This window comes from Streptomyces sp. NPDC059906 (genome assembly GCF_042730645.1).
Lineage (GTDB): Bacteria > Actinomycetota > Actinomycetes > Streptomycetales > Streptomycetaceae > Streptomyces > Streptomyces rubrogriseus.
Genome location: NZ_JBHWKU010000014.1, coordinates 20281 through 45413 on the forward strand (window position 1 = coordinate 20281; position 25133 = coordinate 45413).

The 25133-nt window shown below is 73.1% G+C and carries 22 protein-coding genes and 1 pseudogene; 14 read left to right on the plus strand and 9 right to left on the minus strand.

Annotation, left to right across the window (positions count from 1 at the left end; translation table 11 throughout):
* Positions 1–60: 60 nt before the first annotated feature.
* From ACFV9J_RS21650 to rhaI, 3 genes are all read right to left on the minus strand, one after another.
* On the minus strand, positions 61–1515 hold the full coding sequence (locus ACFV9J_RS21650) for a rhamnulokinase family protein (protein ID WP_385356419.1): 1455 nt from the start codon (positions 1513–1515) through the stop codon (positions 61–63).
* Positions 1512–3551 carry a bifunctional aldolase/short-chain dehydrogenase gene (locus ACFV9J_RS21655; RefSeq protein WP_385356421.1) on the minus strand — a complete coding sequence of 680 codons (2040 nt, stop codon included), beginning with the start codon at positions 3549–3551 and terminating at the stop codon, positions 1512–1514. Before ACFV9J_RS21655 ends, ACFV9J_RS21650 begins: the two co-directional genes overlap by 4 nt.
* Before the next feature lie 108 nt (positions 3552–3659).
* Positions 3660–4820, minus strand: a complete 1161-nt coding sequence (gene rhaI, locus ACFV9J_RS21660; RefSeq protein WP_385356422.1) for an L-rhamnose isomerase — start codon at positions 4818–4820, stop codon at positions 3660–3662.
* A 276-nt stretch (positions 4821–5096) separates the two neighbouring features.
* Here rhaI and ACFV9J_RS21665 point away from each other — a divergent pair, with 276 nt between their 5' ends.
* The 10 genes from ACFV9J_RS21665 (at position 5097) to ACFV9J_RS21710 (ending at position 15370) form a co-directional block, all read left to right on the plus strand.
* Complete coding sequence (locus tag ACFV9J_RS21665; RefSeq protein ID WP_385356423.1) at positions 5097–6614, plus strand: sugar ABC transporter ATP-binding protein; 1518 nt, start codon at positions 5097–5099, stop codon at positions 6612–6614.
* Complete coding sequence (locus ACFV9J_RS21670) at positions 6611–7651, plus strand: ABC transporter permease (RefSeq protein ID WP_385356424.1); 1041 nt, start codon at positions 6611–6613, stop codon at positions 7649–7651. The genes ACFV9J_RS21665 and ACFV9J_RS21670 overlap by 4 nt, the downstream gene beginning before the upstream one ends.
* Positions 7644–8657, plus strand: a complete 1014-nt coding sequence (locus ACFV9J_RS21675; protein ID WP_385356425.1) for an ABC transporter permease — start codon at positions 7644–7646, stop codon at positions 8655–8657. The genes ACFV9J_RS21670 and ACFV9J_RS21675 overlap by 8 nt, the downstream gene beginning before the upstream one ends.
* Positions 8658–8697: 40 nt before the next feature.
* Positions 8698–9780 (plus strand): rhamnose ABC transporter substrate-binding protein, encoded by a 1083-nt coding sequence (rhaS, locus tag ACFV9J_RS21680; RefSeq protein WP_385356427.1) that lies wholly within the window; start codon positions 8698–8700, stop codon positions 9778–9780.
* Between the two features lie 27 nt (positions 9781–9807).
* A complete protein-coding gene (locus tag ACFV9J_RS21685; RefSeq protein WP_356856219.1) occupies positions 9808–10128 on the plus strand; it encodes an L-rhamnose mutarotase in 321 nt (106 codons plus the stop codon).
* 86 nt (positions 10129–10214) lie between these two features.
* On the plus strand, positions 10215–11240 hold the full coding sequence (locus ACFV9J_RS21690) for a LacI family DNA-binding transcriptional regulator (RefSeq protein ID WP_385356428.1): 1026 nt from the start codon (positions 10215–10217) through the stop codon (positions 11238–11240).
* 127 nt (positions 11241–11367) lie between these two features.
* Positions 11368–12669 carry an alpha/beta fold hydrolase gene (locus ACFV9J_RS21695; protein ID WP_385356430.1) on the plus strand — a complete coding sequence of 434 codons (1302 nt, stop codon included), beginning with the start codon at positions 11368–11370 and terminating at the stop codon, positions 12667–12669.
* Positions 12670–12687: 18 nt separating this feature from the next.
* On the plus strand, positions 12688–13431 hold the full coding sequence (locus tag ACFV9J_RS21700; RefSeq protein WP_385356432.1) for a PIG-L deacetylase family protein: 744 nt from the start codon (positions 12688–12690) through the stop codon (positions 13429–13431).
* Positions 13432–13489: 58 nt separating this feature from the next.
* Complete coding sequence (locus ACFV9J_RS21705; protein WP_385356638.1) at positions 13490–14464, plus strand: sigma-70 family RNA polymerase sigma factor; 975 nt, start codon at positions 13490–13492, stop codon at positions 14462–14464.
* Positions 14465–14521: 57 nt separating this feature from the next.
* Positions 14522–15370, plus strand: a complete 849-nt coding sequence (locus ACFV9J_RS21710; RefSeq protein ID WP_385356434.1) for a pentapeptide repeat-containing protein — start codon at positions 14522–14524, stop codon at positions 15368–15370.
* Here ACFV9J_RS21710 and ACFV9J_RS21715 read toward each other — a convergent pair.
* On the minus strand, positions 15332–16906 hold the full coding sequence (locus tag ACFV9J_RS21715) for a cytochrome P450 (RefSeq protein WP_385356435.1): 1575 nt from the start codon (positions 16904–16906) through the stop codon (positions 15332–15334). The genes ACFV9J_RS21710 and ACFV9J_RS21715 overlap by 39 nt on opposite strands.
* A 122-nt stretch (positions 16907–17028) precedes the next feature.
* Between ACFV9J_RS21715 and ACFV9J_RS21720 the strand changes: the two genes are divergently transcribed.
* Positions 17029–17637, plus strand: coding sequence for a TetR/AcrR family transcriptional regulator (locus ACFV9J_RS21720; RefSeq protein WP_385356437.1), 609 nt, complete (start codon positions 17029–17031; stop codon positions 17635–17637).
* A gap of 107 nt (positions 17638–17744) precedes the next feature.
* Positions 17745–18470, plus strand: coding sequence for a DUF2470 domain-containing protein (locus ACFV9J_RS21725; protein ID WP_385356439.1), 726 nt, complete (start codon positions 17745–17747; stop codon positions 18468–18470).
* On the opposite strand, the pseudogene ACFV9J_RS21730 reads toward ACFV9J_RS21725, so the two are convergent.
* From ACFV9J_RS21730 to ACFV9J_RS21745, 4 genes and pseudogenes are all read right to left on the minus strand, one after another.
* Positions 18438–18801 (minus strand): annotated as a pseudogene (locus ACFV9J_RS21730) (beta-propeller fold lactonase family protein); the annotation flags it as partial. The gene ACFV9J_RS21725 and the pseudogene ACFV9J_RS21730 overlap by 33 nt on opposite strands.
* A gap of 155 nt (positions 18802–18956) precedes the next feature.
* Positions 18957–20021, minus strand: coding sequence for a hypothetical protein (locus ACFV9J_RS21735; RefSeq protein WP_385356440.1), 1065 nt, complete (start codon positions 20019–20021; stop codon positions 18957–18959).
* Between the two features lie 61 nt (positions 20022–20082).
* Positions 20083–21339 carry an aromatic acid exporter family protein gene (locus ACFV9J_RS21740; protein WP_385356441.1) on the minus strand — a complete coding sequence of 419 codons (1257 nt, stop codon included), beginning with the start codon at positions 21337–21339 and terminating at the stop codon, positions 20083–20085.
* A 105-nt stretch (positions 21340–21444) separates the two neighbouring features.
* Entirely contained in the window at positions 21445–21939 is a 495-nt protein-coding gene (locus tag ACFV9J_RS21745) for an FBP domain-containing protein (RefSeq protein ID WP_385356442.1), read from the minus strand.
* A 189-nt stretch (positions 21940–22128) separates the two neighbouring features.
* Between ACFV9J_RS21745 and ACFV9J_RS21750 the strand changes: the two genes are divergently transcribed.
* Both ACFV9J_RS21750 and ACFV9J_RS21755 read left to right on the plus strand, forming a co-directional pair.
* Complete coding sequence (locus ACFV9J_RS21750; RefSeq protein ID WP_385356444.1) at positions 22129–23418, plus strand: ROK family protein; 1290 nt, start codon at positions 22129–22131, stop codon at positions 23416–23418.
* 64 nt (positions 23419–23482) lie between these two features.
* Positions 23483–23791 carry a hypothetical protein gene (locus ACFV9J_RS21755; RefSeq protein WP_385356445.1) on the plus strand — a complete coding sequence of 103 codons (309 nt, stop codon included), beginning with the start codon at positions 23483–23485 and terminating at the stop codon, positions 23789–23791.
* A 17-nt stretch (positions 23792–23808) separates the two neighbouring features.
* Here ACFV9J_RS21755 and ACFV9J_RS21760 read toward each other — a convergent pair whose 3' ends face one another.
* Positions 23809–24840, minus strand: coding sequence for an SDR family oxidoreductase (locus ACFV9J_RS21760; RefSeq protein WP_385356447.1), 1032 nt, complete (start codon positions 24838–24840; stop codon positions 23809–23811).
* Between the last annotated feature and the right edge of the window lie 293 nt (positions 24841–25133).

A 25133-nucleotide genomic window follows, 5' to 3' on the forward strand; every position in this document is an offset into this window, starting at 1 on the left:
ATCATCGGATGAATGATGAGTGCAGACTAGTCGGCCGAGCCGGTGCTGGGGACCCCCGGCTCACCGGTCGGCGAGTCGGGCCGCGGCCGCCCGCCACCGGGCCGGGTCGCCGCGCGGTTCGTACCGGGTCAGGGACTGGGTGCGCGCCACCAGCCTGCGCATCCCGGCGAGGTCGCCGACCAGTCCGTGGGCGCGGGCCTGCACCAGGACGTTGCCGAGTGCGGCGGCCTCCGTCGGCCCCGCCACCACCGGCAGCCCGCAGGCGTCGGCGGTCAGCCGGCACAGCAGCGCGTTGCGGGTGCCGCCGCCGACCACGTGCACGACGTCGACCGGATGCCCGGCGAGCCGCTGCGCCTCCTCGACGGCCGCGCGATGGGCCAGCGCCAGCGAGTCGAGGATGCACCGGGTCACCTCGGCGGGCGTCTCGGGCACCGGCTGACCCGAGGCGCGGCACGCCTCGGCGATCCGCTCCGGCATCCGCCCCGGCGCCAGGAACGCCGCGTCACCCGCGTCCACCACCGACCGCAGCGCCGGTACGCGGGCCGCCGCGAGCAGCAGCTCACCCAGATCCGGGTCGCCCCAGGCCCGTACGCACTCCTGGAGCAGCCACAGCCCCATGATGTTGCGCAGGTATCGGACCGTGCCGTCCAGCCCCAGCTCATTGGTGAAGTTGGCGGCCCGGCTCTCCTCCGTCACCACGGGAGCGTTCAGTTCGAGCCCGGCCAGTGACCAGGTGCCGGTGCAGATGTAGGCGAACCGTTCGCCCGATGCCGGTACCGCGGCGACCGCGGAGGCGGTGTCGTGCGAACCGACGGCCGTCACCGGCACGGGCCCCGCCAGCCCCGTCTCCTCCAGCACCTCCGGCCGCAGCAGCCCCGCCGCGTCCCCGGGCCGGCGCAGCGGCGCGAACAGGCCGAGGTCGATCCCCAGCCGGTCCGCGACCTCGCGCGACCAGTCCCGGGTGCGGGGATCGATCAGCTGGGTGGTGGAGGCGTTGGTCAGCTCCGTGCCCTGCTCGCCGGTCAGCCAGTAGGTCAGCAGGTCGGGGATGAGCAACAGCCGCCGGGCCGCCGCGAACTGGGCCGTGCCCCGGGCCGCGACGAGCTGGTACAGGGTGTTGAAGGGGGCGTACTGCAAGCCCGTCGCCGCGTACAGCTCCCCGGCGGGCAGCGAGGCCCACACCCGCTCCGCGACGCCCTCCGTGCGGGCGTCGCGGTAGTGCACGGGGTTGCCGAGCAGCACCCCGTCCGCGTCCAGCAGACCGTGGTCGACGGCCCAGCTGTCCACGCCGACCGAGTCCACCGGCCCCGCCGCCCGCAGACCGTCCAGCACACCGGCGTACAGCGCGAGGACGTCCCAGCGCAGCCCGTCGGGCGTACGGACCGGCCGGTTCGGGAAGCGGTGCGCCTCGGCCAGCTCCAGCCGGCCGGCGCCGACGCGGCCGACCATGACGCGCCCGCTGGACGCACCGAGGTCGACCGCGGCGAACGCCTTGACGTCCACGCCGGTGCTCATCGCAGGAACGCGGCGGCGACGCCGGCGTCGACCGGGACGTGCAGACCGGTGGTGTGGGTCAGGTCGCCGCCGGTCAGCGCGAACACGGCGTTCGCCACGTGCTCGGGCAGCACCTCGCGCTTGAGCAGGGTCCGCTGCGCGTAGAACTCGCCCAGCTTCTCCTCCGGAACGCCGTACACGGCCGCGCGCTTGGCGCCCCAGCCGCCCGCGAAGATCCCGGAACCGCGCACCACGCCGTCGGGGTTGACGCCGTTGACCCGGATGCCGTGCTCGCCCAGCTCGGCGGCGAGCAGGCGCACCTGGTGGGCCTGGTCGGCCTTGGTGGCGGAGTAGGCGATGTTGTTCGGCCCGGCGAACACGGCGTTCTTCGACGCGATGTACACGATGTCGCCGCCCAGCTCCTGCGCCGTCATCACCCGGGCCGCCTCGCGCGAGACGAGGAAGGAGCCGCGGGCCATGATGTCGTGCTGAAGGTCCCAGTCCTTCGCGGAGGTCTCCAGCAGCGGCTTGGAGATGGAGATCCCCGCGTTGTTGACCACCAGGTCGACGCCGCCGAAGGCCAGCACGGCCGCCTTGAACGCCTCGGCGATCTGCTCCTCGGAGGTGACGTCGACGCTCACGGCGACGGCCTTGTCGTCCCCGCCCAGCTCCTCGGCGACCGCCGCCGCGTTCCCGGCGTTCAGGTCGGCCACGACCACACAGGCGCCCTCCTCCACCAGCCGCCGGGCGATCGCCTTCCCGATCCCGCTGCCCGCGCCGGTCACCAGGGCGACCCGGGTGGCCAGCGGTTTGGGCTTCGGCAGCCGCCGGAGCTTGGCCTCCTCCAGCGCCCAGTACTCGATGCGGAACTTCTCCGACTCCTCGATCGGCGCGTACGTCGACACCGCCTCGGCCCCGCGCATCACGTTGATCGCGTTGACGTAGAACTCGCCGGCCACCCGGGCGGTCTGCTTGTCCTTGCCGAAGCTGAACATGCCCACACCCGGGACCAGCACGATCGCCGGGTCGGCGCCGCGCATGGCGGGGGAGTCCGGCTCCGCGTGCCGCTCGTAGTAGGCGGCGTACTCCTCGCGGTAGGCCGCGTGCAGCTCCCCCAGCCGGGCCACCGCCTCCTCCAGCGGCGCGGTCGGCGCCACGTCCAGGACCAGCGGCCGTACCTTCGTCCGCAGGAAGTGGTCCGGGCAGGAGGTGCCGAGCGCGGCGAGCCGCGGGTGCTCGGCGCGCGCGAGGAAGTCCAGCACCACGTCCGCGTCGGTGAAGTGCCCCACCTGCGCCCGGTCCCGGGACGCCAGACCCCGGACGTACGGCGCCAGCGCCGCCGCCCGCTCCCGCCGCTCGGCCTCGGGCAGCGCCTCGTACCCCTCGACCACCGCGCCGAACGGCTCGGCCCTGCCGCGCTCGGCCAGGAAGGCCTCGGCGGTGCGGATGATGTGCAGCGAGTTGCGCTCGCACTCCTCGGAGGTGTCGCCCCAGGCGGTGATGCCGTGCCCGCCGAGCACGCAGCCGATCGCCTGCGGGTTGGCCTCCTTGACGGCCGCGATGTCCAGCCCCAGCTGGAAACCGGGCCGCCGCCACGGCACCCACACCACGGTGTCGCCGAAGCACTCGGCGGTCAGCTTCTCCCCGTCCGCCGCGCAGGCCAGCGCGATCCCGGAGTCGGGGTGGAGGTGGTCGACGTGCGCGGCCCCGACGAGCCCGTGCATCGCCGTGTCGATCGAGGGCGCGGCGCCGCCCTTGCCGTGCAGGCAGTAGTCGAAGGCGGCGACCATCTCGTCCTCGCGCTCGACGCCCGGGTAGACGCCCTTGAGCGCCCGCATCCGGTCCAGCCGCAGCACCGCGAGCCCCGCCCCGGTGAGCGTCCCGAGGTCCCCGCCGGACCCCTTGACCCACATCAGCTCCACCTCACCCCCGGTGACGGGATCGGTCCCGGTGCCCTTGGCGGACGCGTTGCCACCGGCGTAGTTGGTGTTGCGCGGATCGCCACCGAGCCGATGGGAACGGGCGAGGAGGGCATCGGCAGCAGGGTGGGTCGCCATGTCTCTACAGTCCTTCTTGAACGAGGGTTGACTTTTCAGGGGCGCGGGGAACTGCGCGACCAGCCACATACGGCCCGCAGCCCGCGAACAACAGGACCCGGCAGATGCTCACGCCCCCCACCCGGCCTGCTGCCCACCCATTCGCTCGGCAACGACCTTCTCGCCCCAACCGGACGCCCGGTACGCCTTCAGGGGCTCGGGGTCCAACCCCGACTCCTCCCGCACCTCCCCAAGAAGCGGACGCACGTCCGTGTCGTACGCGTCCATCAACACCGCGTTGGCCTCCAGCACATCCCCCGAGCCCTGCGCAGCAGCCAGCGCCGGACCGTCGACCAGCAGCGCCTTCGCCGTGGCCTCCTGCACGTTCATGACCGACCGGATGATGGCCGGAATCTTCGCCTCGATGTTGTGGCACTGGTCGAGCATGAACGCCACGTCGGAGGTGAACCCGCCCCCGCGCACCACCTCGTACATGATCCGGAACAGCTGGAACGGATCGGCCGCGCCCACCATCAGGTCGTCGTCGGCGTAGAACCGCGAGTTGAAGTCGAACCCGCCGAGCTTCCCCTCCCGCAGCAGCGTCGCCACGATGAACTCGATGTTCGTGCCCGGCGCGTGGTGCCCCGTGTCGACCACGACCTGCGCCCTCTCGCCCAGCTTGAGACAGTGCGCGTACGCCGTGCCCCAGTCCGGCACGTCCGTCGTGTAGAACGCCGGCTCGAAGAGCTTGTACTCCAGGAGCATCCGCTGCCCCTCGCCGAGCCGCTCGTACACCTCGGCCAGGCCCTCCGCCAGCCGGTCCTGCCGGGAGCGGATGTCGTCCTGCCCCGGGTAGTTCGTGCCGTCGGCGAACCACAGCTTCAGGTCGCGCGAGCCGGTGGCGTCCATGATGTCGACGCACTCCAGCAGGTGGTCGACGGCCTTCCTGCGCACCGCCGCGTCGGGGTGGCAGATGCTGCCCAGCTTGTAGTCGTCGTCCTGGAAGGTGTTGGAGTTGATCGCGCCGATCCGCACGCCCCGCTTCTCGGCGTGCGCCGCCAGCGCGGCGTAGTCCTCGACCCTGTCCCACGGGATGTGCAGGGCGACGGTCGGGGCCGCGCCGGTGAACTCGTGCACCTTCGCCGCGTCGTCCAGCTTCTCGAAGGGGTCGCGCGGCACACCGGCCTGGGCGAACACCTTGAAGCGGGTGCCCGAGTTGCCGTACGCCCACGACGGCGTCTCGACGGCCTGGGTCTTGAGCGCGGCTTTCACCGCGGCGAGCTCGGTCACTTCGGCGCTCCTGTGGCATCGGGTCGTGGCCTGCTGTGAGTACGACCATGTGTGAAACGATTCAGAACGCGAAGTTATGAGCCGCCCGAAGGGGTGTCAACCCTTCTGGTCACTCCGACTGTTCGTGACTCGGTCGTGACCTTCGGCTACCGGAAGTTTTTGGACCCGGAACCATTGACGTGACATACCCTCGCTGCCTAACGTCCCCGGCAACCGAGTTGAAACCTTTCACGACGCCGTGAGGGCCGTCCCGCCGGCGTCGTTGAGGAGCCCCCAATGACCCACCCGTCCGACACGGGTTCGGCCCCGGTTCTGGCGCTCAGGGACGTCTCCAAGTCCTTCGGCGCGGTCCGTGCGCTGCGGGACGTCTCCCTGGAGCTGTTCCCCGGCGAGGTGCACGCCCTCGCCGGCGAGAACGGCGCCGGAAAGTCGACCCTCATCAAGACGCTGGCCGGAGTGCACCGGCCGGACGCCGGCCAGGTGCTGCTCGACGGCGCACCGGTCGTGTTCCACGGTCCCGGCGACGCCCGCGATGCCGGCATCGCCGTGATCTACCAGGAGCCCACCCTCTTCCCCGACCTGTCGATCGCCGAGAACATCTTCATGGGCCGACAGCCACGCCGCGCCCTCGGCCGTATCGACCACAAGGCCACCCACGCCGCCACCGCCGAACTGATGCGGCGCCTCGGCGTCGAACTCGACCCCGACCGGCCCGCGCGAGGTCTGTCCATCGCGGACCAGCAGATCGTGGAGATCGCCAAGGCGCTCTCCTTCGACGCCCGCGTCCTGATCATGGACGAGCCGACCGCCGCCCTCACCGGCAGCGAGGTGGCCCGCCTCTTCGGCGTGGTGCGCACCCTGCGCGACCAGGGCGCCGCGGTGCTGTTCATCTCCCATCGCCTGGAGGAGATCTTCCGCATCTGCCAGCGGGTCACCACCCTGCGCGACGGCGCCCGGATCGCCGGCGAGCCCCTGGCGGGCATGACCGAGGACGACCTGGTGCGCCGCATGGTCGGCCGCGACCTCGACGAGCTGTACCCCAAGCAGGAGGTCACCCCCGGCGAGAGGGCCCTCAGCGTGCGCAGGCTGACCCGCGAGGGCGTCTTCACCGACGTCTCCTTCGAGGTGCGGCGCGGTGAGATCGTCGCCCTGGCCGGACTGGTCGGCGCCGGGCGCACCGAGGTCGCCCGCGCCGTCTTCGGCGTCGACCGCTGGGACGCGGGCGAAGTGGAGGTCGACGGGAAGCCGCTCGTCAACGGCGCGCCCTCCACCGCGATGGCCGCCGGTCTCGCCCTCGTCCCGGAGGACCGCCGCGCCCAGGGACTGGTGATGGACATGTCCATCGAGCGCAACATCGGCCTCACCGGTCTGCGGACGACCGTGAAGGCCGGCCTGATGGACCGCGGCGCCGAGCGCAGCCGCTCCCTGGACTGGGCGGTCAAGCTCCAGGTCAAGTACGCCCGCATCGCCGACACCGTCGCCACCCTGTCGGGCGGCAACCAGCAGAAGGTCGTCCTCGCCAAGTGGCTGGCCACCGGCCCCAAGGTGCTGATCGTCGACGAACCCACCCGCGGCATCGACGTCGGCACCAAGGCCGAGGTGCACCGGCTCCTTTCGCAGCTCGCCGCCGACGGCGTGGCCGTCCTGATGATCTCCTCCGACCTGCCCGAGGTGCTCGGCATGGCCGACCGCGTCCTGGTGATGCACGAGGGCCGGCTGACCGCCGAGATATCCCGCACCGACGCCACCGAGGAGACCGTGATGGCCGCAGCCACGGGGAGGGCCGCCGCATGACGGTCACCACACCGGAGCAGGCCCCCGCGGCCGACGTGCCGAAGGCGGGCGCCACCCGGCTGGTGGACCGCATCTTCAAGATGCGCGAACTGGCCATCCTGCTGGTCTTCCTGGTGATGATCGCCGTCACCCAGGCAGGCAACAGCGAGTTCCTGTCCGAGCAGGGCATCAAGGACCTCCTGCTGAACGCGACCATCCTGGTCCTGGTCGCCACCGGACAGTCCCTGGTCGTCATCACCCGCAACGTCGACCTGTCCGTCGGCTCCACCCTCGGCATCAGCGCCTTCGCCGCGGGCGTCCACCTCCAGGACGGCGGCAACCCCGTCGTCGCCGTGCTGCTCGCGGTGCTGTTGGGCATCGGCTTCGGCCTTCTCAACGGCCTGCTGGTCAGCCTCGGCCAGGTGCCCGCCCTGGTCGTGACCCTCGGCACCCTCTACATCATCCGCGGCATCGACTCCATCTGGGTCGGCTCCCGGCAGATCACCGCGGCCGACCTGCCCGGCGGCTTCGTCGACTTCGGCTCCGGCGGCGTCTCCGCCGTGCCCTGGCTGGCCATGATCGCCCTCGCGGTGCTCGTCGCCACGGCGTACTACCTCAGGCACTTCGGCAGCGGACGCGAGCTGTACGCCCTCGGCTCCAACCCGGAGGCCGCCCGGCTGGCCGGCATCCCGGTCCGCAAGCGGATTCTCGCCGCCTACACCTTCTGCGGGGCCCTGGCCGGACTCGCCGGAGCCCTCTACCTGGCCCGGTTCGGCAACGTCGACTCCGGCACCGGCAACGGTTACGAACTGACCGTCGTCAGCGCCGTGGTGGTCGGCGGCGTCGTCTTCACCGGCGGCTCCGGCAGCGTCTACGGCGCGGCCCTCGGCGCGCTGCTGCTGACCTCGATCAACAGCGTGCTGCCCGCCCTCGGCGTCAGCTCCGTGTGGGTGCTGGCCATCAACGGCATCCTGCTCATCCTCGCCATCGCCGTCGACCGGATCGTCGCGCTGCGCGTGGCCAACGCCCTGAAGAAGAGGAACGCCCGCCATGGCTGACAGCTCCCTGACGCGCGCCGTCCGCTGGGACACCGTGGTGGGCGCGCTGCTCGTGGTCGTCCTGCTGCTCTCCTTCGGCTTCGTCGACGGCTTCGGCAACGCCCTCAACCTGTCCTTCCTGATCGGCAACACGCTGCCGATCGCGCTCATCGCCCTGCCGATGACGCTGCTGGTCGTCTCCGGCGAGATCGACCTGTCGGTGGCCTCCACCGCGGGCCTGTCCGGCGCGGTGATGGGCGCCCTGTGGAACCAGGGCATGACCATCGAGACGATCATCCCGGTCTGCCTGCTGCTCGGCGTGGTCTGCGGTCTGGTCAACGGCCTGCTGGTCACCCGCCTCGGACTGCCCTCCCTCGCCGTCACCATCGGCACCATGGCCGCCTACCGGGGCATCGCGCAGATCGTGCTCGGCTCCGACGCGGTGACCGACTTCCCCTCGCAGTACCTGGACTTCGCGGCCGGACGCGTCGACGGCACCTTCGTCCCGTACGCCTTCCTGCCGTTCCTCGTGCTGCTGGCCGTCGCCGTCGTCGCCCTGCACGCCATGCCGCTGGGCCGGTCGCTGTTCGCCATCGGCGCCAGCGAGGAGGCCGCGCGCTTCGCCGGCATCCGGGTCAGGCGGCAGAAGCTGATCCTGTTCACGCTGACCGGCCTGATGTCCGCCCTCACCGGCGTCTTCTGGGCCCTGCACTACGCCAGCGCCCGCTACGACAACGCCACCGGCCTCGAACTGTCCGTCGTCGCCGCCGTGCTCCTGGGCGGCATCGACTTCGACGGCGGCAAGGGCACGCTCGGCGGGGCGGTCGCGGGCGTGTTCCTGCTCGGCGCGCTGCAGAACGTCATGAGCCTGAAGGACGTCTCCGCCCAGTCCCAGATCGTCGTCACCGGCGTCCTGCTCGTCCTCTCCGTCCTCGGCCCCCGCGTCGCACGGCAGATCTCCCTCGCGAGGGCCGGACGCAGGGCGGCACCGGCGCCCCCGTCCAAGGCGCCCGCCCCCACCCCGTAACCCCGTCCCCGGCTCCGCCCACCCTCGTAAGGAACCCACCATGCGCAAGTCGTCCATCCGCCGTACCTGCGCGGCCCTCGCCGCCGTCACCTCCCTCGCCCTGGCGGCCACCGCCTGCGGCGGCACCACGAAGGAGGACGTCAAGGACGAGGGCGGCAAGGCCGCCACGGCGGGCAAGGCCGACCCCAACGCCGAGACGAAGAAGGGCCTGACCGTCGGCTTCCTGCCCAAGCAGGTCAACAACCCCTACTTCACCGTCGCCGACAAGGGTGGTGAGAAGGCCCTGAAGGAGCTGGGCTCCAGCTACAAGGAGGTCGGCACCTCCAGCGGCACCGACACCGCCGGCCAGGTGTCCTACGTCAACACGCTCACCCAGCAGCAGGTCGACGCCATCGCCGTCTCCGCGCAGGACCCGGGCGCCCTGTGCACCGCGCTCAAGCAGGCGATGAAGAACGACATCAAGGTCGTCACCTACGACTCGGACACCAACCCCGAGTGCCGCAACGCCTTCATCTCCCAGGCGTCCGCCGACGACATCGGCCGCACCCAGGTGCAGCAGCTGGCTGAGCAGATCGGCAACAAGGGCGAGATCGCGATCCTGTCCGCCGCGCAGACCGCGACGAACCAGAACGCCTGGATCGAGATCATGAAGGACGAGCTGAAGGACCCGAAGTACAAGGACGTCAAGCTGGTCAAGGTCGCCTACGGCGACGACGACGCCCAGAAGTCCTTCCAGCAGACCCAGGGCCTGCTCCAGGAGCACCCGAACCTGAAGGGGATCATCTCCCCGACCACCGTCGGCATCAAGGCCGCCGCCCAGTACCTGTCCGGCTCCAAGTACAAGGGCAAGGTCAAGCTGACCGGCCTCGGCACCCCCAACGACATGCGCAAGTACGTCAAGAACGGCACCGTCGAGGCGTTCGAGCTGTGGGACCCGGCCAAGCTCGGCGAACTGGCCGCGCGCACCGCTGTCGCCCTCGCCTCCGGGCAGATCACCGGCAAGGAGGGCGAGACCTTCGAGGCCGGCGACATGGGCGAGTACACCATCGGCAAGGACGGTGTGATCAACCTCGGCAAGCCGACCGTGTTCACCGCCGACAACGTCGACCAGTTCGACTTCTAGTCACCGAACGTACGGGAGCGGCAGTCCATGCAGCGCGTCTGTTTCCTGCTCAAGGTCCGAAGGGACCGCATCGCGGAGTACCGCGAACGCCACGCCGCCGTGTGGCCCGAGATGTGCGAGGCGCTCTCCGCCACCGGCTGGCACAACTACTCGCTCTTCCTGCGCGACGACGGCCTGCTCGTCGGCTACCTGGAGACCGAGGACTTCGCCGCCGCCCGGGACGGCATGGAGGCAACCGAGGTCAACGCCCGCTGGCAGGCGGAGATGGGCCCGCTGTTCGAGTCCCTCGACGGGGCCCGTCCCGACGAGGCGATGAAGCCCCTCACCGAGGTGTTCCACCTCGCCTGACGGGCGCCGTACCGGGGTGGCCCGGGTACTGTGTGAAGGTCCCGCGGCCGCCCCCACACCCCCTCGACCTCGGAGGTCCCTGCCCGATGGCCCATTCCGTGGGTATCAAGGACGTCGCCCGCGCCGCCGGAGTTTCCGTGGGCACGGTCTCCAACGTCATCAACCGCCCCGGCACCGTCGCGACCGAGACCCGGGCGCGGGTGCTGTCCGCGATCGACCGGCTGGGCTACGTCCGCAGCGAGTCCGCGCGCCAGCTGCGCGCCGGCCGCAGCCGCATCATGGGGCTCCTCGTCCTGGACATGGGCAACCCCTTCTTCGTCGACGTCGCCCGCGGTGCCGAGCGGGCCGCCCGCGAGGCCGGGCTCGGCGTGATGGTCTGCAACAGCGCGCAGAACCCGGGCGAGGAGGCCGAGTACCTCTCGCTCTTCGCCGAGCAGCGGGTCCGGGGCGTCCTGCTCACCCCCGCCGACGCCACCGGCCGCAACATCGAGGGCTTCAGGCGCCACAACATCCCCTTCGTGCTCGTCGACCGTGTCGCCGAGGGCACCACCGAGTGCTCGGTCTCCGTCGACGACGTCGCGGGCGGCGCGCTGGCCGTACGCCACCTCGTGGACGCCGGACACCGCTCCATCGCCTACGTCAGCGGCCCGCCCGGCCTCAACCAGGTCCGCGACCGCCGCACCGGCGCCCTCGCCGCGCTCGCCGAGGCCGGGCTCGGCCCCGCCGCGCTGCGCGAACTGCCCACCGAGCGCCTCGACGTCGCCGCGGGCCGCGACGCCGGCGCCCGCCTGCTGGGTCTCGCCGAGCGGCCGACCGCCGTCTTCTGTGCCAACGACCTGCTCGCCCTCGGCGTCCTGCAGGCCATGTACGCCGCCGGGGTCGGCGTCCCCGACGACCTCGCGATCGTGGGCTACGACGACATCGAGTTCGCCGCCGCCGCGGCGGTCCCGCTCACCTCCGTGCGCCAGCCCGCCGTCACCATGGGCGCCATGGCCGCCGAGCTGCTCCTGGAGGAGACCGAGCTGGAGGGCACGGACCGGCCCCACCCGCACCGGCGGGTCGTCCTCCAGCCGGAGCTGGTGGTGCGGCGCTCCAGCCTTGCCGCACGCTGATCGGCCGTTCAGTAGATCCTTCCGTACGATTTCATGATCCCGGGGGTCGGCGGCCGCAGGACGGTGTGCTGAACTGGGACGCGGCCGAAAGAATCGGCCGCCAGATCCGTCCGCCCCGGGAGACCCCTTGAGCGTCAGCTACCGCCAGCCAGGCGTCGTCCTCACCGACCGCCGTTTCACCGTGCCCCTCGATCACGCCGACCCCACCGGGGAGACGATCGAGCTGTACGCCCGCGAGGCCGTCGCGAGCGACAAGGCCGACAAGGATCTGCCCTGGCTGGTCTACCTCCAGGGTGGGCCGGGCTTCGGGGCGAACCGTTTCATCGGCCGGCCCGCGTGGTTCGGCCGTGCCCTGAAGGAGTACCGCGTCCTGCTCCTGGACCAGCGCGGCACCGGCGCCTCCACCCCGGCCAACCGCCAGACGCTCCCGCTGCGCGGCGGCCCCGCCGAGCAGGCCGACTACCTCGGCCACTTCCGCGCCGACGCCATCGTCCGCGACTGCGAGGCCATCCGCCCCCGGGTCACCGGCGGAGCCCCCTGGACCGTCCTCGGCCAGAGCTTCGGCGGCTTCTGCACCGTCGCCTACCTGTCGCTGGCCCCCGAGGGCCTGAGCGCCGCCCTGATCACCGGCGGCCTGCCCTCCCTGGACGCCCACGCGGACGACGTCTACCGGGCCGCCTACCCCCGCATCGAACGCAAGGTCGTCGCGCACTACGCCCGCTACCCGCAGGACGTCGAGCGCGCCCGCCGCATCGCCGACCACCTCCTGACCCACGACGTGGTCCTGCCCAACGGATACCGCCTCACCGTGGAGGCCTTCCAGTCCCTCGGCATCATGCTGGGCGGCAGCGAGGGCAGCCACCGGCTGCACTTCCTGCTGGAGGACGCCTTCGTCCGCACCCCGAACGGGCACGAGCTGTCCGACGCCTTCCAGGAGCAGGCGCAGGGCCTGCTCTCCTACGCGGCCAACCCGCTGTACGCCCTCATCCACGAGGTCATCTACGGCCAGGACGCCCGGCCCACCGACTGGTCCGCCGAGCGCGTCCGCGCCGAGTTCCCGCGCTTCGACGCCGCGAAGGCCCTCGCGGGCGACGAACCGCTGCTGTTCACCGGCGAGTCGATCCACCCCTGGATGTTCGACTGCGACCCGGCGCTGCGTCCGCTGCGCGAGACGGCCGGACTGCTCGCCGCCCGCACCGACTGGACCCCGTTGTACGACCCCGCCCGCCTCGCCGCCAACGAGGTGCCGGCCGCCGCGGCCGTCTACCACGACGACATGTACGTCGACACCGCCCACGCCCTGAGCACCGCCCGCGCGATCCGGGGCCTGCGCACCTGGGTCACCGACGAGTTCGAGCACGACGGCGTGCGGGCCGGCGGCCCCCGCGTCCTGGACCGGCTGCTCGCGCTCGCCCGCGACGAGGCGTGAGCGGGTTAGTGTGCGGGCATGACGGAGCCGACGGTCACGCAACTGGAGCCCATGCCCGGCGACTGGCGCCGCGCCCTCGCCGTCGTGGCCCACCCGGACGACCTGGAGTACGGCTGCTCGGCGGCGATCGCGGCCTGGACCGACGAGGGCCGCGAGGTCGCCTACGTGCTCGCGACCAGGGGCGAGGCGGGCATCGACACGCTGGCGCCCGCCGAGTGCGCCCCGCTGCGTGAGCGGGAGCAGCGGGCGAGCGCCGCCGTCGTCGGGGTGAGCGAGGTGGAGTTCCTCGGCCACCGGGACGGTGTCGTCGAGTACGGCACCGCGCTGCGCCGCGACATCGCCGCCGCGATCCGCCGCCACCGGCCCGAACTGGTCATCACCATGAACCACCGGGACACCTGGGGCGGCGTCGCCTGGAACACCCCGGACCACGTCGCCGTCGGCCGCGCCACGCTCGACGCGGCGGCCGACGCCGGCAACCGGTGGATCTTCCCGGAGCTGACCGACCAGGGCCTGGAGCCCTGGAACGGGGTGCGCTGGGTCGCGGTCGCCGGTTCCTCCTCGCCCACCCACGCCGTGGACGCCACCCCGGGTCTGGAGCGCGCGGTGCGTTCGCTGCTCGAACACCGCACGTACATCGAGGTGCTGACCGAGGAGGACCCGGAGACGTACGTGCGCGGATTCCTCACCGGCCTCGCCGAGGCCGCGGGGGAGCGGTTCGGCGGAAGGCCGGCGGTGACCTTCGAAGTCTTCGCCCGGTAGCGGCATGACGGGGGAGCAGGGCATGACGGGGGACCAGGGCATGCGGAGAGAAGACGGCATGGGGGGAGAGCGCGACGTGCGGGGAGAGCAGGACGTACGGGGAGAACAGGACGTGCGGGGAGAACGGGACGTGGAGGGACAGCAGCGTCTCGCGGAGCGCTTCGAGGAGCACCGCGGGCAGCTCAAGGCGGTGGCCTACCGCATGCTCGGCTCCCTGGCCGAGGCGGAGGACGCCGTGCAGGAGGCCTGGCTGCGACTCGACCGCTCCGCAGCGGACGGCATCGACAGCCTCGGCGCCTGGCTGACCACCGTGACCGGCCGGATCTGCCTCGACCTGCTGCGCTCCCGCACCGCGCGCCGCGAGGAGCCGATGACCGAGGGCTTCGACTCCTTCGTGCCCGACCCCGTGCTGCGGGCGCTGCCCCGGGCGGACCCGGAGGCGGAGGCGCTGCACACCGACTCGGTGGGCATCGCCCTGCTGGTGGTGCTGGAGCGGCTGGAACCTGCCGAGCGGCTGGCGTTCGTCCTGCACGACATGTTCGCCGTGCCCTTCGACGACATCGCGCCGGTCGTCGAGCGCAGCCCGGCCGCCACCAGGCAGCTCGCCAGCCGGGCCCGGCGCCGGGTGCGCGACGCCACCCCCGCCGCCGAGCCGGACCTCGGCCGTCAGCGCCGGGTGGTGGAGGCGTTCCTCGCCGCCAGCCGCGCCGGTGACTTCGAGGCGCTGGTGTCCGTCCTCCACCCGGACGTGGTGCTGCGGGCCGACGCGGGCGCGCCGGCCCGGGGCATCGCGGCGTCCAAGGTGGTGCGGGGAGCGCGGACGGTCGCCACCGGGGCCTTCCACTTCCGCCACCTCGCCGCTCTCGCCCACGTCGTCCTGGTCAACGACGCGGTGGGCACCGTCGCCGTGTCCGAGGGACGTCCCGTGTCGGTCACCTACGTCACCGTCGCCGACGGCCTCATCACGGGCCTGTACATCCTGTCCGACCCGGAGCGGCTGGCCGGGTTGGACGTGTCCGCGCTGGCGGCCTGACCGGTCGCGCGGGGCCGCCCGCGACCCCGCGCGGCGGCGGCCCGTATCCTCGACGACATGCGAGAACACACGGCGGACCGGACTGAGGCGGGGGCCCGGGCGGAACTGCGCGGCGACTGCGCGAGCTGCTTCGGCCTGTGCTGCGCGGCCCTGCCGTTCGCCCGCTCGGCGGACTTCGCGATCGACAAGGACGCCGGAACGCCCTGCCCGAACCTGCGCACCGACCACCGCTGCGGCATCCACGCGACGCTGCGGGAGCGCGGCTTCACCGGCTGCACGGTCTACGACTGCTTCGGCGCGGGGCAACGGGTCTCGCAGCTCACCTTCGGCGGCCGGGACTGGCGCGCGGGCCCGCCGGAGCAGAGCCGCCGCATGTTCGACGTGTTCCCGGTCGTCCGCCACCTGCACGAGCTGCTCTGGTACCTGACCGAGGCGCTGACCCTGCCCGCCGCCCGCCCGGTCCACGCCGACCTGCGCGGTGCCCTCGCCGACACCGAACGCCTCGCCGGGGGGACCCCCGAGGAGCTGGCCGCCCTCGACGTGGCCGCACACCGGCAGCGGGTCAACGTGCTCCTGCTGCGCACCAGCGAGCTGGTCCGGGCCGGCACCCGCGGCCGGAAGAAGAACCGCCGCAACGCCGACCTGATGGGCGCCCGTCTCAAGGGCGCCGACCTCGCGGGTGCCGATCTGCGCGGGGCCTACCTCATCGCCGCCGACCTCACCGGCGCCGACCTGCGGGGCGCCGACCTGATCGGCGCGGACCTGCGCGACGCCGACCTCACCGACGCGGACCTGACGGGCGCCTTCTTCCTGACCCAGCCGCAGGTCAACGCGGCCAGGGGCGGCCCGGGCAGCAGGCTGCCGGACTCAGTCACCCGCCCGGTGCACTGGACAGCCGGGCGCTGAGACGGCGTCCCCGGCATCGTCGGCCGCCCCCGCGCCGCCCGCGCCGGCCGTGCGGCGACCGGGCGCCGGCGCGGCCGCGGTCCGCCGGACCAGGTGCAGGCGCAGCCCCTCGGGCATCAGCGTCAGCCGCTCGGTCACCCGCAGCCGGTAGCCGGGCTCCGGCCGCAGCTCGTAGCGGCGCAGCAGCAGCCCGAGGACCAGCGTGGCCTCGTGCAGCGCGAACTGCCGCCCGATGCACGCCCGCGCCCCCGTGCCGAACGGCTTGAACGTGTGCGGGGCGCGCGACCGTACGGCCTTCGCGTCGAAGCGGTCCGGGTCGAACCGCTCGGCGTCCGCACCCCACACCTCGGGATCGCGGTGCAGCATGCCCGTGAGCACCAGCGCCCAGGCCCCGCGGCGCATCGGGTGGGCGCCGCCGAGCACCGTGTCCTCGCGGGCCTCGCGCGCGAATCCCGGCGCGGTCGGCCACAGCCGCAGCGACTCGTCGAGGACCCGGCGCACATAACGCAGCTTGGCCACCTGCTCGTAGCCGGGTGCCTCGGTGCCGCCCCACACGCGGTCCACCTCGGCGCGGGCCCGGGCCGCGACCTCGGGGTGCTGGGCGAGGTAGTGCAGGGCGAAGGAGAGCGCGCCCGAGGTGGTCTCGTGACCGGCGACCAGGAAGGTGATGACCTGTCGGCGGACGTTCTCGGGCGACAGCCGCTCACCGGTCTCCGGGTGGGCCGTCGCCAGCATCCGGTCGAGCAGGTCGCCGTCACCGCCACCGCCGCCGCCGTTCGCCCGGCGGTCACGGACGAGGTCGTCGACCGTGCGGTTGAGGTGGGCGATGTCGGCGGCGTTGCGGCGGCTCGCGTCGCGCAGCAGCCAGGGGGCGAGCGGCGCGGGCACCGTGTTGAGGCGCTGCGCGTAGCCGAGCGTGCCCACCATCGCGGTGACGAAGGGATGGAGGCGGGAGCGTTCGAAGGAGCCGAAGTCGTGGCCGAAACCGGTGCGCGCGATGGTCTCCAGCGTCAGCTTGGTCATGTCGCCGGGCACGTCCACCGCCCGGCCCGACCGCTCGGCCAGGTCCCAGTGGCCGGTGAGCCGCGCGGCCACGTCCAGCATCATCACGTGGTACCCGGCCATGGCCTCGCGGCTGAAGCCGGGCGCCAGCACGTCGTGCGCGAGCTGCCAGTTGGGCTCGTGGTTGTACGCCGTGAACAGCCCGTCCCCGGCCACCGGCCGCAGGTTGGCCACCCCCAGGCCCACGTGCTTGGCGAACCGCGTCTCGTCCGCCAGGTCGGCGGCGAGGGCCGCGCCCCACACGAACACGAACTCCTTGCCGAAGGCCCGCCGCCGGAATATCGGCCCCAGCCGCCGCGCGTACCGCAGCGAGTCCTGCATCGGGGTCCGCCTGCTCGCTCCCACGACGTCCCCGAGCAGGGGCAGCCGGTACGGGGGGTGCGGGATGCGGCGCAGTTCCGGCCAGCCCAGCTCGGCGCTGCGGAAGCCCTTCGGCAGTCCGTCCCGGGCCGGTTCCCTCGCTGTCTGGGCCATGACGCGATCTCCCTTGACGCAGCGGCGTGTTGCACGAGCCGAGGCGAGCGTGTTGTACATGGATTCAATAACGCGTCCAGTCTCGACCCGTTGTTGAACCCGCGTCAAGTAAGGTGCGGGGCATGGCCGCGAACCAGGGCGAGCGCATCCGCCGCCGGCTCAGCACGGGCGAGCGCCGGGAGCAGTTGCTCTCGGTGGGCGCGCGGCTGTTCTCGGAGAGCCCCTACGACGAGGTCTGGATCGAGCAGGTCGCCGAGATCGCCGGCGTCTCCCGCGGGCTGCTGTACCACTACTTCCCGAACAAGCGGGACTTCTTCGCGGCGGTCGTCGAGCGCGAGAGCGAGCGCATGCTGCGGATGACGGCGGCCGTGCCCGGCGTCCCGGTCCGTGAGCAGCTCACCGCGGGCCTCGACGCCTACCTGGAGTACGTCCGGGCCCACGCGCACGGCTACCGCGCCTTCCACCGCGCCGACGCGGCGGGGGACCGCGCGGTGCGCCGCGTCTACCACAAGGCGCTCGCCGCGCAGGAGCGGCAGATCCTCGCCGCCCTGGCCGCCGACCCGGAGTTCGGCCCGGCCTTCGAGGAGCGCGGCGACGTACGGCTGGCGGTGCGCGGCTGGCTGGCCTTCACCACCGCGGTGTGCCTGGAGTGGCTGCGGGATCCGGAACCCGCCCGCGAGCAGGTGCGGGACCTGTGCGCACGGGCGCTGCTGGGAGCCATCGCGCCCTGACGGCACCGGTCCGGATGTCGGTTCGAGGGGGTGTCGTGGTTGGCGCACCCCCCGATCTCCGCTAGGTTAGGTGAGCCTTACCTAATGAATTGTGAACGGAGGTTGGGATGGGTGACAGCCACACCTGGACGGCCGCACCCGGCGCGGCGGAACAGGCCCGTTCCGTGCTCGCCGCCGCCTGGTCCTGCGCGGTAACCGCGGAGGGCGGCCGCGAGGAGTTCGTCGGCGCGCACACCGTGGCCGACGACGGCCGGGTGCTCCTGCACGTGCCCGAGGACAGCGCGCTGCTCGCCGCGGCGGTGTGCGCGCCCCGCGGAGAGCCGTCCGCCGTGCTGGAGTTCGCCGACGTGGCGCCCGTCCCGGTGCGGGGCCGGATCAGGGCCCGGCTCTGGCTCGCCGGCTGGTTCGCCGTGACGGACGGGCACCTGGCCTTCCGGCCCACCCGTGTGGTGCTGCGGCGGCCGTCCGGCGCTGTGGTGGTCGACGTCGAGGAGTTCACCGCCGCGGAGCCCGATCCGCTGGCCCTGGCGGAGGCGCGGCTGCTGACCCATCTCGCCGACTGCCACGACGACGCCGTGCAGCGGCTGAGCCGGCTCGTCGACCCGGACAGCCTGCACGGAGCGGTCCGGGTGCGGCCGCTCGCCGTCGACCGGCACGGACTGACCCTGCGGGTCGAACGCGTCCGTGACCACGGCGACGTACGCCTGCCGTTCCACGCGCCCGCCGACGAGATCGCACAGCTCACGGAGCGGGTGCACGTGCTCCTCGCGCAGGCGAGCGCCGTCCCCTGCCCGCGGGCCCTACAGCGGCAGCGCACAGACGGCGACGGGTGAGGCGAAGGGCTCTCCCGTGCGCCGCAGTCCGGAGCCGGGCACCCTCCGCCTCCACCGCGTACCGCGCGAGACTGTCGTGCCCCCGGTTGGCGAGGAAGGCGTACGCGCCGTCGGACGTCACCAGGATCTGCGCCGGGTGGTTGGCGCCGGACCCCTGACCCGGTGGCGCCCCGGTGGACTGCGGCTCGCTGACGGACAGCCGTCCCGTCCCCGGCTCGTACGCGCAGACCGCGACGGTGTTGCCGACCTCGTTGGCCACATAGGCGTGGCGTCCGCCGGGGTGGAAGGCGAGGTGCCGGGGCCGCGCCCGGCCGGGGCGCGGTGGGCGCCGCGGTCGGCGCCCGTGTCTTTGCCGGGCCGCCGCACGCCGCCGCGGGGAGTGCCGCCGCCGCGGTGGCGGTTGGGCGAGGAGTCCGATCAGCCGCCGCCTGCTCCAGCCGTCCCCGTCCATGCCGCCCTCCCGCACCCGTACCGTCCCGCGCGCCGCTACCAGTCCCCGTCCTGCACCGGCTTGCCCGGCGCGTCCCCCAGCGGGTGGACCTGGTGGGGCGCGGGCGGCTGCCAGGGCTGGTGGTCGTCGCCGATCCAGTCCCCGACCGGCTTCACGTCCTGCAACGGCCCGGTGGGCGCGAGGTCGTGGGCGTCCTGGTCGTAGTAGTCGTACCAGGGCAGGCCGGCCCGGGTGTACGCGGCCCGGTCCACGGGGGAGGGCGGCGGCGCCTCGCCGGTGATGCGGTGCCACTCGGGCGGCGTCACCAGGTGTACGAAGACCCGGCCCGCCGGGTGGTCGGCCCAGTCGCTCGGCGGCCGCTGGTCGCGGTACACCTCCTGGCGCATGGAGCCGCCGACGCCGAGACCCATGGCGGGGGCCGACCGGGGCCGGGCCGCACCGCCGTACGCCGGGGCCGCGCCCGGGGCGGCCGGTGCCGACGCCGGTGCCGGAGCGCCGAGGGCCCCGCCCGGACGGGCCGCCCTGCGAGCCGCCCTGCGGGCCGTCTCCGCACGGCGCCGCTCCTCCTCGCGCCAGCGGGCCAGCTCGGTGTCGTTGAGGGTGAACGCCTGCAACTGGACGCCTCCCCAGACCTCCTCGCCGGTGACCTGGCCCTCGACACTCGCCCCCATGCCGAGCGGCACCGCCACGAACTGACGGACCGTGCCGGTACCGGAGTTGATGCCGTCCAGCCAGGGCTGGCGGGGAAGGACCACGTAGTTCTGCGGATCCCGGGACAGCCGGTCGCTCCAGGGCCTGCCCGAGACCGCGCACACCTTGCCCACCCCCACCTGAAGCGCGGCGGGCTCCCGAGTGCCCGCGAAACTCAGCCACATGGCCTCACGCAGGTACACCGGCAGCATCACGCCGCCCCGCGCCCGCCACGCCTCGGGCACACTGCCGGCGTAGTCGGCGACCCGGCGGACCGGGAACTCGCCGAGCCCGGGCGGCAGCGGATGCGTGCCCGTCTCGGGCAGCCGCAGGGTGCGTATGAAGCGGACCGTCGCCCCGCCCGGCAGCGTCAGCCGGTTCCCGTCGATCCGCACACTGGTGTCGGTCATCCGAACGCCCCCTCATTCGCCGTTCACGCGCCTTCGTCGGCCGCGCGCGCTTCGCCGTTCCTCAAGGGGAACGCCGGGCGGCGGTGCCGCGGTTCCGCCTGCGCAGCGCGGCCCGCGCCCGGTCCCGCAGCCGGGTCAGCCGCGGCATGCGCTCACGCTGCTCGCGCGTGTGGCGGTCCAGCTCCTCCAGGAGCCGGCGGGAGCGGTGCTCGGTGTCCATCTCGTCGATGATCCGGTTCACCTCGGCCAGCACCGCGCCCCGCAGCTGCCACCGTGTCGCGTCGCGCCGGACCTCCTCCAGCAGCAGCTCGGCCAGCCTGTCCCGGGTGGCCGCGGCCTGGCGCAGCTCGGCGGCCAGACGCTCCTCCGCGGACTCGGCGTTCTCGCTGGCGTTGCTGGTGACCAGCACCGAGAAGCTGACCACGGCGTCGGCGATCTCGGACAGCAGCTGCTGGACGGCGGCGCCCGTCTCCGGCGCGAACAGGGGCTCCGGCTCGCGCTCCTTGGCGAGGTCGGTGAAGCTGCGCGCGAGGACCCGCATGACCACCGTGCAGATCTCCAGGGTGTCCAGGCCGGTACGGAGCACGACCCGGTGGAGCAGCCCCTCGCGCACCCGGGGATTGAACCGCAGGCTGTCCTCGGCCTGGCGCAGGTCCTCGTCCACCTCGCCGATGTCGTGGTCGAGCCGGCGGGCCTCGTGCAGCCGGGCCGCCGCCTCGTGGAACGGCGTGCTGCCGGCCGCCTCCTCGCCCATGCGCAGCAGCAGTTGGCGCACCTGCCGGGCCAGCCCCACGACGGACTCCCCGGCCTGCTCCACCCACACCGGAGGCGCGAGGATCAGGTTGAAGACGAGGCCGACGATCGCCCCGATCAACGTCTCCACCACCCGGGCCCAGGCCAGGCTCCCGTGCGAGGTGACGCCGAGCACCAGCATCGCGCTGATCGCCACCTCGGCGGTGAACTCCTCGGCGCGCACCAGGTGCCCGACACCCAGCGCCGCCACGATGATCAGGGCCAGGCTCCACCAGCTCAGCCCGACCAGCTGGCTGAAGGCGATGGCGACCAGGACACCCGCGACCACGGCGTTCACCCGGCGGAAGCTCATCTTCAGCGTGGCGTACAGGGTGACCTGGACGACCAGCAGCGCGGTCAGCGGCGCGGTGAGCGGCGCCGCCGACTTGTCGGGGGTCAGCCGCACCGCGATGACATAGGCGATCGAAGCCGCGGCGGCGGAGCGCAGGGCCTGCACGACCATGGGGTCCCGCAGCCACTTCACCCGCCGCAGAGCCGTCCTCGCGGCCTCAAGCACATCCCGCATCCTCGGGCTGTTCCCTTCCGCAGGCGCCTCGAACGTGTCCGATCAGGACGGTAGCCGGACCCGGGCGGCCGGGCCCCGCTCACGCGCCGGGCGCCGCCGGACGGGTCAGCCGGTCACCTTGGCGACGAACGCGGACAGATTGCCCAGCGTCCGGGCGACCTGTTCCTCCAGGGTGAGGCTCTCCTCGAAGCGGGCCCCGCTCTGCGACACCTTCTTGCCCCGCAGATACAGCGAACAGGCGAGATCGGTGCACATGTACAGACCGACCGAGTTGCCCTCGCGGCCGGCTGCTCCGGCCTTGCGCGCCGCCATCAGGGCCACGCCGCCCCGGGGGTGGGTGGTCAGGCACAGCGCGCACATGCTGCGCTGGAAGTAGCCGCTCCGGGCCGGCTGGAAGCGCAGCGCCACACCGGTGGGGCGCCCGTCGAGGTCGGCGACCAGGTAGCTGCGGTCGGGCGCCCCGGGATCCCGCCAGCCGAGGAAGTCGAGATCGTCCCAGGGACGCTCGTCCAGGTCGCGGGGGACGGCCAGGCGCTTGGCCTCGCCCTTCGAGCAGTTGATGAAGGAGGTGCGGACGTCCTGCTCGTCGAGTGCTCTCATGGGAGCCTCCCCTGGGTCAAAGGAACCTAGGATCTCTAGGTTTCCGCCTAGCGTAGATAGCCTACGGGCGGAGTCGCCACCGGATTTCGGGGAGGTGAGTTCATAGCATGAATTAAGCACAAAGGGAAGTCGCGTACGGTCCCGCGGCGGAGGTATCTTGCAGACCGGGCACGGTACGGGAGGAGCCACATGGCGGGGCGGAACGGGCGCACGGTGCGCGACCTCAGGAGGGCCAACCGTACGGCCGTGCTGCAACGGCTCTACTTCGACGGACCGCTCAGCCGCTTCGAGCTGGGTCCGGCGACCGGCCTCAGTTCGGGTTCCGTCAGCAACGTGGTCGCCGACCTGGTCGCCGACGGACTGGTGGAGGAGGCCGGCAGCGTCGACTCCGACGGCGGCAGGCCGCGCACCCTGCTGCGGGTGGCCCCCGCCAGCGGGCACATGATCGGCGTGGACGTCGGCGAGACCCGGGTGCGGGTCGAGCTGTTCGACCTCACGCTCACCGAACTCGCCCGCGCCGAACGCCCGCTGGCCCCGCAGCGGCACGACGTCGACGTCGTCGTCGGACACGTCCGCGACGGCATCGCCGAGGTGCTGGCCACGGCGGGACTCCCGCCCGAGCGGCTGCTCGGCGCCGGGATCGGGGTCCCCGGCATCGTCGAGCACACCGCCGACCGCGGTGCCGTGGTGCACGGCCAGACCGTCGGCTGGGACGCGGTCCCGCTGGAGGCCCTGCTCCGTGCCGGTTCACCACTGCCCGACACCGTCCCCTTCCTCATCGACAACGGCGCCAAGACCCTCGGCCAGGCCGAGATGTGGTTCGGCGCGGGCCGCGGTGCCCGCAACGCGGTCGTGGTCCTCTTCGGCTCCGGTGTCGGCGCCAGCCTCGTCACCCCCGAGGCCGAGCAGGGGCGGGCGGTCGAATGGGGCCACCTGACGGTCCGGGTCAGGGGCCGCCGCTGCCGCTGCGGAGCACTCGGCTGCCTGGAGGCGTACGCCGGTGCGGAGTCGCTGCTGGCCCGCTGGCGGGAGGAGGGCGGCCGGGTGCCCGAGGGCACCGACGAGGAGACCGCCCTCACCGCGATGCTCGCCGCCGCCTACCCGGCCGACGGCGCGGCGGCCGACCCGGTGGCGCTCGCCGTCCTGGAGGAGACCGCCGAGTACCTGGGCGCGGGCCTGTCCGACCTGATCAACCTCTTCCAGCCGGAGCGCATCCTCATCGGCGGCTGGGCCGGCCTCCAGCTCGGCGCCCGTTTCCTGCCCGCCGTACGGCGCCACGCCGTGTCGTACGCGCTGCGTCATCCCGCCCGGAAGGTGACGGTCGAGCTGGGGCGGCTCGGCCCGGACGCCGTCACCGTCGGCGCCGCGATCCTGCCCCTGGCCGACTTCTTCGCACGGGGCGGCAGACGCCCCGAACCGGCCCCCGAGTACCCGGTCCCGGCCTGGCGCACGGCGCTCGAGGACCGGGCACCGCACTGAGGTTTCGCCGGTCGCCGCGGAGGTACCCGACGTCGCTCCGAGACCCACGGGAAGGGAGCGCGCCGTGTCCGAACACCGCCACGAAGGACCGGGTGAGAACGGTGCCCCCGTCCCGCGCGACATGCCCGACCAGCAGGCCGGCGACCACGACGACCCGTGGGAGGCCGCCTCGCCCACCCGCGAGCAGAGCGAGCACCGGCAGGGCCCGGACGGCGAACGGCCCGAGGACGACGCGGAGAGCGCCGGTGACGCGGAGACGGGGCCCGTGCCCGACGTACCCGACACCGACGAGGCGGGCACGGGCCGGCAGGGTGCACCGCACTCGGCCGCCGTACACCCCGAGCACCCGGTGCCCGACGAGTCCTCCGGCTGAGGCCCGGCCCGCGCGGCTCAGCCGACCTCGCGTCCGCGCATCGGCTCCGTGTCCGCCCCCGCGCCCTGCCGCAGTCCCCGCAGGAACTCCTCCAGCACTTCGGTGGCGGTGCGCGTCGCGTGCCAGCCCAGCTCCACCCGCGCCCGTGTGCAGTCCATGACCGGCAGCCGCAGCACCGCGTCGAACAGGTGCGGTGAGGCGGGCAGCAGCCGCAGCCCCCACGCGGCCGCGATCGCCGAGCGGGCCGCGGTGCGCGGCAGGCGCACCGGACGCACCCCGAGCAGCTCGCCGAGCAGTTCGGCGTCCACCGGCGGCTCGGCCGCCAGGTTGAACGCGCCCCGGGCGCCCGCGGAGCGCACCGCCAGCCGGTAGGCCCGGGCCGCGTCGTCCGTGTGCAGGGCCTGCACCCGCAGACCGGGAACGTCCGGCAGGAACGGGAGCAGCTCCGGACGAGCCGCCGGACCCGGCAGGAACCGGCCGCCGAAGATCCGGCGCTGCTCGCTGGCCGACTCCCGCTTGAAGAGGAAGGCCGGCCGCATCCGCACCACCCGGATTCCCGGGTGATCGCGTTCGAACGTGTCCAGGGCCCGTTCCAGATAGGCCTTCTCCCGGCAGTACGCGGCGTCCGGCCAGCCGTGCGTCGGCCAGGACTCGTCCACCGCGTGAATCTTCGGCCCCGGCGAGTACGCGCCGACCGACGAGGCGTGCACCAGCGCCGGCACGCCGGCCGCGGCCACCGCCTCGAACACCCGGATGGAGCCGAGCACGTTCGTGCGCCAGGTCGTCGCCGGGTCGTGCGTCGGCTGGAACGCCCAGGCCAGATGGACCACCGCGTCGGCGCCCGCGAAGTGGCCCGTCAGGTCGCTCTGCTCCGAGGCCAGGTCGACCGCGGCCCACTGCGTCTTCGCGGGCGACCGGTCGGGGATCCGCCGGGCCAGCCCCAGCACGGTCCCCACCTCCGGATCCTCACGGAGAAGCCGCACCACACTGGTGCCCACGTTGCCCGTGGCACCCGTGACCACGATCTTGCTGCCCGTTGCGCTGCTCACCCTGTGCTCCTCTCGGCCGCCTGCCCGTGCGGAGAGCACCGGGTACCCGCGGCCGGGGAAGGGCACGCAAGGAGAAGCCCCGACCGCGACGGGGGAATCACGATCGGGGCGGTACGAGGTGGATACGGACGGCGGTCGCCTCTCGGCGAAAGGCTCCACAGGGCTTCAGCCGAACGATCGTCCCTGTGGGCAATAGGTGGGGCCCGGGGACACTGTCCCGTCCGTACCCACGCCCTGTTCAACGGCGAACCAACGGCCGGTGTTCCACCGTCTGTCGTGGTTTGGGGTGATGT